Source organism: Pandoraea aquatica, assembly GCF_902459565.1.
GTDB classification, from domain to species: Bacteria; Pseudomonadota; Gammaproteobacteria; order Burkholderiales; family Burkholderiaceae; genus Pandoraea; species Pandoraea aquatica.
Genome location: NZ_CABPSN010000005.1, coordinates 24,519 through 36,846 on the forward strand (window position 1 = coordinate 24,519; position 12,328 = coordinate 36,846).

General features: G+C 61.8%; 10 protein-coding genes and 1 tRNA gene. 6 read left to right on the forward strand and 5 right to left on the reverse strand.

All coding sequences use genetic code 11. From position 1 onward, the window contains the following. Window positions 1–6: 6 nt before the first annotated feature. The 4 genes from PAQ31011_RS17230 to PAQ31011_RS17245 all read left to right on the forward strand — a co-directional run bounded on the left by PAQ31011_RS17230 (window position 7) and on the right by PAQ31011_RS17245 (window position 2,531). Window positions 7–876, forward strand: a complete 870-nt coding sequence (locus tag PAQ31011_RS17230; protein ID WP_150576984.1) for a methyltransferase domain-containing protein — start codon at window positions 7–9, stop codon at window positions 874–876. A gap of 11 nt (window positions 877–887) precedes the next feature. Continuing rightward, window positions 888–1,334, forward strand: coding sequence for a ribonuclease HI (gene rnhA / locus PAQ31011_RS17235; protein WP_150576985.1), 447 nt, complete (start codon window positions 888–890; stop codon window positions 1,332–1,334). Between the two features lie 105 nt (window positions 1,335–1,439). Further along, a complete protein-coding gene (gene dnaQ, locus PAQ31011_RS17240; RefSeq protein WP_150576986.1) occupies window positions 1,440–2,180 on the forward strand; it encodes a DNA polymerase III subunit epsilon in 741 nt (246 codons plus the stop codon). Window positions 2,181–2,456: 276 nt separating this feature from the next. Beyond that, window positions 2,457–2,531 (forward strand) — tRNA-Val (locus PAQ31011_RS17245). Window positions 2,532–2,659: 128 nt separating this feature from the next. On the opposite strand, the gene PAQ31011_RS17250 is transcribed toward PAQ31011_RS17245, so the two are convergent. The 3 genes from PAQ31011_RS17250 to PAQ31011_RS17260 all read right to left on the reverse strand — a co-directional run bounded on the left by PAQ31011_RS17250 (window position 2,660) and on the right by PAQ31011_RS17260 (window position 5,903). Further along, window positions 2,660–3,169 carry a DUF2867 domain-containing protein gene (locus PAQ31011_RS17250; RefSeq protein WP_150576987.1) on the reverse strand — a complete coding sequence of 170 codons (510 nt, stop codon included), beginning with the start codon at window positions 3,167–3,169 and terminating at the stop codon, window positions 2,660–2,662. Between the two features lie 114 nt (window positions 3,170–3,283). Beyond that, window positions 3,284–4,468, reverse strand: a complete 1,185-nt coding sequence (locus PAQ31011_RS26915; protein WP_150576988.1) for a hypothetical protein — start codon at window positions 4,466–4,468, stop codon at window positions 3,284–3,286. A 43-nt stretch (window positions 4,469–4,511) separates the two neighbouring features. Next, a complete protein-coding gene (locus PAQ31011_RS17260; RefSeq protein ID WP_174990171.1) occupies window positions 4,512–5,903 on the reverse strand; it encodes a surface lipoprotein assembly modifier in 1,392 nt (463 codons plus the stop codon). Window positions 5,904–6,530: 627 nt separating this feature from the next. On the opposite strand from PAQ31011_RS17260, the gene PAQ31011_RS17265 reads away from it, so the two are divergent. Beyond that, on the forward strand, window positions 6,531–8,771 hold the full coding sequence (locus PAQ31011_RS17265; RefSeq protein WP_150576990.1) for an NADP-dependent isocitrate dehydrogenase: 2,241 nt from the start codon (window positions 6,531–6,533) through the stop codon (window positions 8,769–8,771). 171 nt (window positions 8,772–8,942) lie between these two features. On the opposite strand, the gene PAQ31011_RS17270 is transcribed toward PAQ31011_RS17265, so the two are convergent. Together PAQ31011_RS17270 and PAQ31011_RS17275 are read right to left on the reverse strand one after the other, a co-directional pair. Beyond that, window positions 8,943–10,253 carry an MFS transporter gene (locus PAQ31011_RS17270; RefSeq protein WP_150576991.1) on the reverse strand — a complete coding sequence of 437 codons (1,311 nt, stop codon included), beginning with the start codon at window positions 10,251–10,253 and terminating at the stop codon, window positions 8,943–8,945. A 423-nt stretch (window positions 10,254–10,676) separates the two neighbouring features. Beyond that, window positions 10,677–11,906: an arabinose transporter gene (locus PAQ31011_RS17275; protein ID WP_150576992.1), complete on the reverse strand. Its 1,230-nt coding sequence runs from the start codon at window positions 11,904–11,906 to the stop codon at window positions 10,677–10,679. Window positions 11,907–12,159: 253 nt separating this feature from the next. On the opposite strand from PAQ31011_RS17275, the gene PAQ31011_RS26920 reads away from it, so the two are divergent. Then, a complete protein-coding gene (locus tag PAQ31011_RS26920; protein ID WP_281350012.1) occupies window positions 12,160–12,291 on the forward strand; it encodes a hypothetical protein in 132 nt (43 codons plus the stop codon). Window positions 12,292–12,328 lie beyond the last annotated feature (37 nt).

The following is a 12,328-nucleotide window of genomic DNA, read 5'->3' on the forward strand; positions in this document are numbered from 1 at the left end:
GCCACCATGTCAGAACGTCCGATTATAGACTGGCCCGTCTGGCTCGTCTCACCGCCAGGCCGCTACGCGCTCGCATGGGAACAGGCCCTCTTCGACCAATGGGTCGGGGATCTGTTCGGCTATCACGCGTTGCAGTTGGGTCGTCCCGAGCTCGATACGCTACGCGAAAACCGCATGCCCTACCGGGGCCTCATCCTGCCCGCCGCGCGCGGTCCGGAGGCCCCGCCGCTCATGACCAAAGCCGCCAGCGACACGACCGGTTGCGCGCCGTCCGGCACGCCGGGCGATGGCACGAGCGCCGAGATGGTCGCACGCGACATCCTCGTGAGTCGCTTCGACGAGTTGCCGATCGCCACGGCCAGCACAGATCTTGTGGTGCTGCCGCACGTGCTCGAATTTGCCGAGAATCCTCACGACATCCTGCGCGAAGTCGAACGCATCCTTGTACCGGAAGGTCAGGTCATCATTACCGGATTCAACAATCTGAGTCTGTGGGGTGCACGCGAGGAACTGGGTCGGCTTGCCGGCGCGCCGTTCCTGCCGCCGGGTGCCGATCTGATCGCGTTCACCCGCCTGAAGGACTGGCTCAAGCTGTTGTCGTTCGATATCGACCGGGGCCGCTTCGGGTGTTATCGTCCGCCCCTTCGCGGCGACCACTGGTTGCAACGTTTCGAATTCATGGAGCCGGCGGGCGACCGCTGGTGGCCGATCTTCGGTGCGCTGTATGCCGTGCGTGCGGTCAAGCGCGTCAAGGGCATGCGTTTGGTCGGTAAAGTGCGCAAGCGTATACTCGGCCTCCAGCCAGCGGCGGCACCGGTTGCCACACCGAATACCACGCATCGCCAACTGGCGGAAACGACCGAAGCGTCCGATTGATTGTTTGAGAGATGACCTTGCCGCAAGTTGAGATCTACACCGACGGCGCCTGTAAAGGCAATCCCGGCCCCGGCGGCTGGGGCGCCCTGCTCATCGCAGGCAAGCACCGCAAGGAAATGTTCGGCGGTGAACACAACACCACGAACAACCGCATGGAGCTTCTCGCCGTCATCCGCGCGCTCGAAGCCCTGAACAAGCCCTGTCAGGTCGTGCTGCATACCGACTCGCAATATGTTCAGAAGGGCATCAGCGAGTGGATTCACGGCTGGAAGGCGCGTGGCTGGAAGACAGCGGCGAAGGAACCGGTGAAGAACGCCGACCTCTGGCAGGAACTGGACGCCGTCTCGCAGAAGCACGACATCGACTGGCGCTGGGTGAAGGGTCACGCGGGGCACGACGGTAACGAAGCCGCCGACCAGTTAGCCAATCGCGGCGTCGAAAGCCTGCGTCGCGGGTAAGCGCGTAAGCCAATCGCATCATCCGCGCACTGCGTGAGGACGTCGTCATATGCGACGACCCGCAGTGCGCCAATTCCGAAAGCACACGAAACACGACCGAACATCATGCGACAACTGATCCTCGACACCGAAACCACTGGCCTGAATGCCAAGACGGGTGACCGTCTGCTGGAAATCGGTTGCGTCGAACTGGTCAATCGACGTCTGACCGGCAACAACCTGCACTTCTACATCAACCCCGAGCGCGACAGCGATCCGGGCGCACTGGCGGTGCACGGCCTCACGACCGAATTCCTCTCCGACAAACCCAAGTTCGCCGAGATCGCCGAGCAGTTGCGCGAGTACTGCCGCGACGCCGAGATCATCATTCACAACGCGGCGTTCGACCTGGGCTTTCTCGACATGGAGTTCGGCCGCCTCGGCTGGCCGCCGTTCATGCAGAACTGCTCGGGGCTGATCGACACGCTGATGCGTGCGCGCGAAATGTTCCCGGGGCGACGCAACTCGCTCGACGCGCTGTGCGAACGACTCGGCGTGAACAATGCGCACCGTACGTTGCACGGCGCATTGCTCGACGCGGAACTGCTCGCGGACGTTTATCTCGCGATGACGCGCGGTCAGGAAAGCCTCGTCATCGACGATGGCGAAGGTGACGAGAGCAACGACGGCGTGCCACGCGAAAAGATTTCGCTGCGTCAGTTCGATCTGCCGGTGATCCTCGCGGCCAGCGAAGAAGTGGAGCTGCACGACGGCGTACTGAACGGCATCGACAAGGGCATGAAGGGGACGTGCGTGTGGCGCAAGGAACCGGAACCACAGGAAGGTGAAACGCCGGCTGCGACCTGAGCTTGCGCGATCTTTTGGCGAAGGCGGCGAGTCTCGCGAAAAATTCGCACAAAGCCCTTCCCAAACGAAGAAAACGTCACTATAATCGCTGTCTTTGCTGCTTGCGAGTCATCGCAAGAAACGACGTGAAGTGATCGAGAGATATCATCACGACGGCAGCAAAACAGAACAAAAGAAAGGTTGCAGACTTCTACGAAAACAGTTAAAGTTCTGCTCCTGATTGCGAAAGAAGAACTTCAGTAATCGACACTAAGTCATTGATTTAGTTAATGATTTGGGTGGTTAGCTCAGCGGTAGAGCACTGCCTTCACACGGCAGGGGTCACAGGTTCAATCCCTGTACCACCCACCAGATTCGCGCGAATCGCGCAAGGAAAGGCCCTCAGGCAAATGCCGAGGGCCTTTTTCTTTTTCCGCCGAAATTCTGTTCAGAGACGTTAGGCGCCCAACAGGTTTAGTCAGTCGTGCCGCTACACGCGCTCACGCCCTCATATCTCTGACCGCCCGCTCCAAATTCGACCGAAGGATCACGCGATGGAACGGCGCGATCGTCGCGAGATAGATTCTGCCCAGTCGGTTGTGGCAATGCACCACCGTCGCGGCGAGCAGCTCGCGCCCATTGGCCGCATCGGTGCGAAGTTGGACGGAGACGCGGAAATCGAGGTGTCGGTCATCTGCGCCCAGCACCAACTCCGTCGCCGTCTTTGACAGCAGCGGAAAGAAGCTGATCACCGGGCCGCGCGCTGCGCCCGCAAGACCAACGGCGCGCGACGATTTGACGTCGACTGTCACCATCACTGCATCGCGGACACGCATGAGTGCACGAATCCACCACGCCTGCCGCTCGAACAGAATGCGTGTCAACACCTCCAGATCATTGCTGGCCTCTGACGGCAGTCGAATGGCATAAGTGTCCGACAGATCTGCGCCCGCGTAGAGCGGTGCAATTACGCTGTCGCTAAGCATGGGCACGGCGCGCGCTTTGGTCATGGGTGAAGTCACGGACGATGCAATATGACTCAGACTACACCGATCGCATGCGCGCGTATGCGGCACAAGGCCGCACCCCCGATGGTTGCGCTGCTGGAGAGTTCGCCTTGCTCATCAGCGCTTGAAACCCGCCGCCCCCACCACACGAACATCCGGCCCCGTCAGCGAATAGACGATCCCCGCATTGTTCGCCGCCGCACCGGTCAGCACGCCCTGCGTCGAGAATCGGCATCCGCCTGCGCAAGCCCCGCCCGTCACGTTTTGCGTCGTCGTGCTGAATGTCGCGCGCGCACCGTCAGGGCCGACTGTCGTCGATCCCGCACCAGTCACATAGGTCGGCCCCGCCGACATCGCGATGTTCAGATTCGGCGTGACGGCGTACTGCGCGTTCTGGAACGCGATGCTCAGACTGCCAGAGAGCGTACCCACCGCCCCCGTCGTCATATCGATGGCCTTCGTCGCGCCGGCAAGCGCGTACGTCATCGTGCCGCTTACCGGCAGATTCGCATCGAGCGTCGGACGACCGATGACATAAGGCATGCCGGCGTTCCACGTCGACAGATCGAACGTGATGCCGTGATCCGCCACCTTGCCCGCCGTCCAGCGTCCCCAACCGAGGTCTTCCAGTGCGCCGGTATCGGTCGCCGTCACGCCGGACACCACATTGAATGGCACTGTCGTGCCCGTGAACTTCGTCAGCGCATTCGCACTGTTGAAGACACCCGCGCCGATGCCGAGATTCGCAAGACCGTCCGAACCCCAGTTCATCATGTAGTAGTTCGTGCCGTTCGCCAGTACCACCGGAGGCGTGATAGGCGGTGTGACGACCGGAGTCGGTGTTTGGGTGACCATTGGTCCGCTGGGTGCGGGAGGCATCGGGGTCTGCGGTGCTGGCGGACTGAACGACACCGGCGGCGTGAACAGCAGCCCCGGATTCTGCGGAATGACGACCGGCGGCACCGCGTACGACGGGTTAAAGCCAAACTGCCCGGCCTGAAATACCTGCGCCCCTGCCGGATTGCTCAGGGTCACCAAGCCATCGATCACCTGAACGTACAAGCCGGGGGCCAAACCCGTCGGCGCGATGGGCGACGATCCCGCAGAAGTCTGCGACGGCTGAGAACCGAACCGGACGTAATCCGGCGCAGGCGTCTGACCGAATGTCGGCACAAACGTCTGCGCATTTGCCGACGCACTCGCCAACAACGCCATCCCCGGCAACGCAACGATGCACCCTGCAATCCACCGGGCACACAGTCGAGACATGCCCCGCGCCATCGACAGTGGCTTACGCTTCATGATGTTTCGCTCCGAATCAGATTGACGGACATGACGAGGGAGATCAACGGAAGTCATAGCGAGCCACGATCTCGTAAACACTTCGGTGATAGGCATACAGCGGCTGGCTGGAACCGTTACGCGTGAAGGTGAATTGCGGCGTGATCGAAAACGCCTTCGTCACGAAATACGAATAGCCGGCTTTCACATCGAGCTGACGATCACGACGCTCGATCAGAAATAGGCTGTCCAGCGTGTCGTAATCGCGCCGCTCGAAGCTCACGTTGGCGAAGAACATCTGATTGGGCATCACGTGCCATTCGCCACCGACACGTCCGCCCCAAAGGTGATTGCCGAATGCCGCAGACAGATCGTCCTTGGGACTCTCCCGTCCCGCATACATCGACGCATAGGCCACCGGTTCACCGTAGACCGACGCGAATCCCTTGACGATGGACGCCCCGCCAATCGCGCGATTCACGTCGCGTGCGTTGGTCCCCATATAGCGGATCGGCGTGTACTGCGCGAACGCTGCTGCCTGAAGACTCTCGCCGAGGTCGCGCGTCCACTGCGCGGTGAAACCGTTGAGACTCCGGTAACTCTCCGAATCGACCCACATATGCTGATTCGCATATTGCAGCCCGAAATTATTCTTGCCGGACAACCAGTTCGCCCCCAACTGGAACACGTAGCTGCCCTGATCGAACGCGCGCGCGTTGCCGCCATAGCGCCGCACATCGACGTCACCCGATCCTGAGACGACGAGGTTCTCCGTCACCGCATGACGAACGGCAAGCCCGCCGCTCACGTCGCCGAAATTCGCGGGCGTGCCACGGGAGCCACCGTCGAGCACGAACATCAGGCCGCCAAGCGCAGGAATCGCAATGGACGAGTTGGTCGTCGCATTATTGGCGTTGGTGTCGTGTCCGAAATTGCCCTGCACGTAGCCGGACCATGCCGTACGCACACCCACCGGCGCGTTGATCGCGTTGAGATAGGCCTGAATCACCGGACGAACGCCTTCGGGCACATCGCCCGCCGCCACGCCTTCGAACTCCCGTCGGGCGTTCTCTCGCTGCCCCAACAAGAAGTAGGTGCGTCCGAGTTCGAGGTGCGTCGGGCCGTCACCCGGCCGCTCGGCGATGCTGCGCTTGAGCGCGCGCTCCGCCACGTCGAGGTGACGGGTGTCCGCTGCCGCGATGCCGAGCAGGTAATCGTATTCCGCGTCCCCGCCGAGACGTCCCTCCAGCGGGGCCAATACGGCGTATGCCTGCTCCGGCGACTTCGCGCGCATGTGAGCGCGTGCCTGCGCGATGGCGGAACCCCGGACGTCAGCGCTTACGGCGGGTGAGGCATCCCCCACAGCGACGCCCTCGGACGCCCCCGCAGTTCCCGTAAGCACAGCAGAAAGCGCCGCGGCGACAAGCGCACTGCGGCGAAGCGATAGAACGGACATGCATGAATCCCCGATACGACGAGACCCCGGCGCGGCCGGCAGCCCCATGCTGGTTTGTTATTAGTTTTGCCTTGTACAACCGCATAGCCCAATGCGTCACTGCGCCTATATCTGTTTTGCTTGCGGCAGATGACGAACGCCCGCCGGCAGTCGGGGGGATGACTGCACCCGGGGACAGAACTTCCGAGGGTCGGCGCGTTGCGCGCCATTTAATCGCAACACCTTGCCGGTTGCAACTGAGAAAACAGAGTGTCGCGCGGCCGCATCAGCCGACGTCATAACTGCTTCTCGAACGGGATTTCCTCACGTCTCGACGACGGCTTTCACGGCGTTTTCCATAGATTTTTTCTATCGAAAAACAAAATCCATCCAAGCAACCCCCATCAGAACCCCCTTCCGCCCCGTCATTTCCCGCACCCCCGCCCCAGCCTGCGGGGTTTTCAACGGCGTGATGGGCACTTCCGTGCCAGTCTTATATAAGACCCAAGCATTCACATTACGAAAAGGCATTTCAGTTTTGCCCCCGACCCGTGTCACAATCAGGGAAAATTTGTCATGGCTAGCGGACTGTGACCCAGTCGGCGGCGTTCCCCCACCTTTTCCTGATTCTTGAATCCGAGACCAGCGATGAGCACGCAGCAACCCAGCATCATCTACACCCTGACCGACGAAGCTCCGCTTCTCGCCACCGGCTCCTTCCTCCCGATCATCCGCACGTTCACCGCTCCGGCGGGCGTGGCGGTCGACACGAGCGACATCTCGGTCTCGGGCCGTATCCTCGGCGAATTCCCGGAATTCCTGACCGAAGAACAGCGCGTGCCGGACAACCTCGCCGAACTCGGCCGTCTGACGCAAGACCCGAACACGAACATCATCAAGCTGCCGAACATCAGCGCTTCGGTGTTCCAGCTCCAGAGCGCCATCAAGGAACTCCAGTCGAAGGGCTACAAGATTCCGGACTTCCCGGAAGACCCGAAGACCGACGAAGAGAAGGCCATCCAGAAGCGTTACTCGAAGTGCCTCGGCTCGGCCGTGAACCCGGTCCTGCGTGAAGGCAATTCGGATCGTCGCGCACCGCTCGCCGTCAAGAACTACGCCAAGAAGCACCCGCACAGCATGGGCGAGTGGAGCATGGCTTCGCGCACGCACGTCGCGCACATGAAGCATGGCGACTTCTACCACGGCGAAAAGTCGATGACGATCGACAAGGCACGCGACGTCAAGATGGAACTCGTGACGAACAGCGGCAAGACGATCGTTCTCAAGCCGAAGGTCTCGCTGCTCGACGGCGAAATCATCGACAGCATGTTCATGAGCAAGAAGGCGCTGTGCGACTTCTACGAAGAGCAGATGGAAGACGCACGCAAGACCGGCGTCATGTTCTCGCTGCACGTGAAGGCCACGATGATGAAGGTCTCGCACCCGATCGTGTTCGGCCACGCCGTGAAGATCTTCTACAAGGAAGCCTTCGAGAAGCACGGCAAGCTGTTCGACGAACTGGGCGTGAACGTCAACAACGGTCTCGTGAACCTGTACGAGAAGATCGAAGCGCTGCCGAGCACGCAACGCGAAGAGATCATTCGCGATCTGCACGCTTGCCACGAGCACCGCCCGGAACTGGCGATGGTCGACTCGGCCAAGGGCATCTCGAACCTGCACGCACCGAACGACGTGATCGTCGACGCATCGATGCCGGCCATGATCCGTATCGGCGGCAAGATGTGGGGTGCCGACGGCCGTCCGAAGGACACGAAGGCCGTGATCCCGGAAAGCACGTTCGCTCGCATCTACCAAGAAATCATCAACTTCTGCAAGACGAACGGCGCATTCGATCCGACCACGATGGGTACGGTGCCGAACGTCGGCCTGATGGCACAGAAGGCTGAGGAATACGGCTCGCACGACAAGACGTTCGAAATCGCCGAAGACGGCGTGGCGAACATCGTCGACATCGCCACGGGCGAAGTGCTGCTCTCGCAGAACGTGGAAGCCGGCGACATCTGGCGTATGTGCCAGGTCAAGGACGCCCCGATCCGTGACTGGGTGAAGCTCGCCGTGAACCGCGTGCGCAACTCGGGCATGCCGGCCGTGTTCTGGCTCGACCCGTACCGTCCGCACGAAGCCGAACTGATCAAGAAGGTCGAAACGTACCTCAAGGATTACGACACCAACGGTCTCGATATCCAGATCATGTCGCAAGTGCGCGCCATGCGTTACACCCTGGAGCGCGTGATCCGCGGTCTGGACACCATCTCGGTGACCGGCAACATTCTGCGCGACTACCTGACCGACCTGTTCCCGATCATGGAACTGGGCACCAGCGCCAAGATGCTCTCCATCGTGCCGCTGATGGCCGGTGGCGGCATGTACGAAACGGGTGCTGGCGGTTCGGCACCGAAGCACGTCAAGCAACTGGTGGAAGAGAACCACCTGCGCTGGGATTCGCTGGGTGAATTCCTGGCGCTGGCTGTTTCGCTGGAAGACCTGGGCATCAAGACGGGCAACCAGCGCGCCAAGATCCTCGCCAAGACGCTCGACGCAGCAACGGGCAAGCTGCTCGACAACAACAAGGGTCCGTCGCCGAAGACTGGCGAGCTGGACAACCGTGGCAGCCAGTTCTACCTGTCGATGTACTGGGCGCAGGAACTCGCCGAGCAGAAGGACGACGCCGAACTGGCCGAGCTCTTCGCCCCGCTCGCAAAGGTTCTGACCGAGAACGAGAAGACCATCGTGGGCGAACTCGCCGACGTGCAGGGCAAGCCGACCGACATCGGCGGCTACTACAAGCCGGACTTCGAAAAGCTCGAACAAGTCATGCGTCCGAGCAAGACGTTCAACGCAGCACTGGCAAGCGTCGCCAAGGCGTAAGTCATCGCGTGAACACCGGGCGGTTCGCAAGAATCGCCCGGTAGCAGCCAACAAAAAAGCGGGTCCACTCACATGGACCCGCTTTTTTTGTTGGCGAAGCTTCCCGCAAGAAGCCTCTCCGCAGAAGGAAGAGCAGCGCTGCCGCCCTCCCCTCACATCACTACGGAACGATCAGCGATTGACCTGTTCCTTCGACTGCGTGAGTGCCAGCACGGCACCCAGCGCGAGCGCGGCCGACACGCAGTACATACCGGCGTTGGTGCTCTGCGTCACATCCTTGAGCCAGCCGATGACGAACGGGCTCACGAAGCCTGCCAGGTTGCCGATCGAGTTGATCATGCCGATGGCAGCAGCGGCGGAGCCGCCGACGAGCAGTGCACTCGGGTAGGTCCAGAACACGGGCATCGTGGCCAGCATGCCGGCCGTGCCGACCGACAGCGCGACCATCGCGAGCGGTACGTTGTTGCCCCAGATCGTGCTCAGGTACAGACCAACGGCACCGGCGAACGACACCACAGCGAAGTGCCAGCGACGCTCACGCGTGCGATCCGAGCTGCGCGCCACGGCGATCATGCTGACGACGGCACAAGCGTACGGAATGGCCGTCAGCAGACCCACGTCGAGCGCGCTCTTCACGCCGCTGGCCTTGATGAGCGTCGGCAGGTAGAAGCCAATGCCGTACAGACCCATCATGCAGCAGAAGTAGATCACGGCCATCAGCCACACACGACCGTTCGAGAACACCGAGGCCACCGATTGCGGTGCCTTGCCTGCGCTGTCCTGCGCGATGTTGTGCTCCAGCACGGCCTTCTCGTCTTCGGTGAGCCACTTTGCCGCGCGAATGCCGTTGGGCAGATACATCAGCGTGATCACGCCGAGAATCACCGACGGAATGGCTTCGATGAAGAACAGCCATTGCCAGGCCTTCCAGCCGCCCACGCCGTTGAACGCTTGCAGAATCCAGCCCGAGAGCGGACCGCCGAACACACCGGCCACCGGAATACCGATCATGAACAGCGCGTTCATGCGGCCACGGCGCTGCGCCGGGAACCAGTAGGTCAGATACAGCACAATGCCGGGGAAGAAGCCGGCCTCGGCCACACCGAGCAGGAAGCGCACGACATAGAACTGCGTCGGCGTCGTGACGAACAGCGTCGCCGCCGAGAGCACCGCCCACGAGATCATGATGCGCGCAATCCAGCGACGCGCACCGACCTTGTGCATGATGATGTTTGACGGCACTTCGAAGAAGAAGTAACCGATAAAGAAGATGCCGGCGCCCAGACCGTAGACGGTCTCGCTGAACTGGAGGTCGTTCAGCATTTGCAGCTTGGCGAAGCCGACATTCACGCGGTCCAGATAGGCCGCGACGTAACACAGGAAAAGGAACGGCAACAAACGCCAGGTCGCTTTTGCGTAGGCTTGCGCCTCGATCTCGCGCGTATGCGCGTTGGCTTTGACACCGCTAGCGATAGTACTCATGGTCTCCACTTCGAACTTCGGCTGCCACGCAGCCTGAATTGACTGCAACGTTGCACCCGGACCACTCGCACCGATCACGCTGCCTTACCCACTCGACCGCTCTGAAGACCTCACGATTCCCATGTTGCGGGAATCGATCACGCGGGGCCCGGAGGCATTGTCTCCGGACGTCGCGCCCGGCCGTTAAGCCGTTGTGCGACGTATCTCACCCTGCCATCCCCTTAGGTATTGGGAGGCCGAGGCGGATTGTAAACCATAGGACACCGCTTTAAATGGAACGAACCTTCAGTGCATGAACATTTTCCTGAGGCGCGATCGTCGGATATCGAATAGGTCTTTACAGGCACCTGCGGAACGACGAAAGGCAGCGCCGTGCAGCATCTCAGGTGAGAGAGGCTGCACGGCGCTGCATCGATGTTCAGATCAACGCTGACGTGCTCGCAACGACACGACCACGACGACGCCCAGCGCCGCCGCGACCGCGCCACACAGAAACACGGCGCGATAGCCGAACGGGTTGGCCACGGCCCCCGCGAGCGGACCGGTGGTCAGGATCGCGATGTCCTGAAACGCGGCGTACGTGCCAAGACTCGTGCCACGGCTGGCCGCCGGTGCGCGCTTGACGACTTCAATGCCCAGCGACGGGAAGATCAGCGACGCCCCGGCCCCGGCCAACGCAGTCCCCAGTAGTGCGAGCCATGCGACGGGCGCTTGCCAGACGATCAGCAGCCCGATGGCCTCGACGACCAGCGACGCCTGCGCCACGCGCAGATTGCCGAAGCGCTCGGGCCAGCGTCCGCCGATCAGACGCATCAGCACAAAGGCCAGACCGAACGCCGACAAGGCAATCGCCGCTCCGGTCCAGCGTGACGCCTCGAAGTAAAGCACCACGAACGCACCGATCACCGCGAACCCGACACCCTGCAACGCCAACGCCAGTCCGGGCATGAAGACGATACGCAACACCTGCGAGTACGGCAGCGCGCCCCCTGCCTGATGCGCGGGTGCGACGGCGGCAATGCGCGAAATGACCGCCCAGCCCGCCAGCGGCAACAGGCAGATGGCGATGGCGACACCCGCGAGCGACGTACCGCCATAGAGCGCCAATCCCAACGGCGCACCGACCGCGAATCCGCCGAAGACAGCCGCACCGGTCCACGACATCACGCGGCCCGACTGCGCAGCACCGAGACTGCCGATGGCCCACGTCAACGTGCCGGTAATGCACAGGCTCTCGCCCACGCCGAGCAGCAGGCGAGCGAGTGTCAGCACCGCCAGACGCGGCTCGGCGGCCACCGAAATCAGGCTCGTCGCGAGCAGCGCGATGCCCGACAGGCCGACGAACACGAGACCGCGCATGAGCGCCACGCGCGCACCGCGCTGATCGGCGGTGCGTCCGGCGAACTTGCGAGTGAGCACTGTCGCGAGCGACTGCACGCCCACGGCAAAGCCGACGATGACGTTGTGATACCCGAGTGTGTCGTGCACGAACAGCGGCACGACGGAGAGCGACATGCCGATGGTCAGGCACGCGAGAAAGACATTGAGCGAGAAGCGCACGAGCAACGCCGTAGCGTTGACGGGTGCGCCCGCCGACTGATGCGCAGATTTGGCCGAATCCGAGGATTGGGCCGATGCAGCGGAGGACGACATGCGAGAAAGCTCCAAAGGTTGCCGGTCAGCGCAAGCCAGTGCCAAATTACACAAATGACACGCGAGCGAAGCCATCGGTGCACCACCGGCGAACGATGAACAAGCCACGAACGACGGACACCAGACGCCAACCGGCGGACGAACGACCGCAACCAGGGCATCGGTATCGAAACAGGCAAATCGGAGGAGGACGGCGCTTATGACGCTCAGAGCACCGGAAACAACGCTGAATGGGTTGCCCGGTAGTTCACGCATGAATGCACGCCCCTCGACCGACGTGCCGATGAAACCGGCCGCTGTCGCGGAGAATGCGTTGATTCACGTGAACGCTTACGTGACACCGGCGAAGATTTCGCCAGATGCCAAGAATCCGTCGCCATTCTAGCCACGCATGTTGCGTTGCGCAAGTGACCGGTACGACG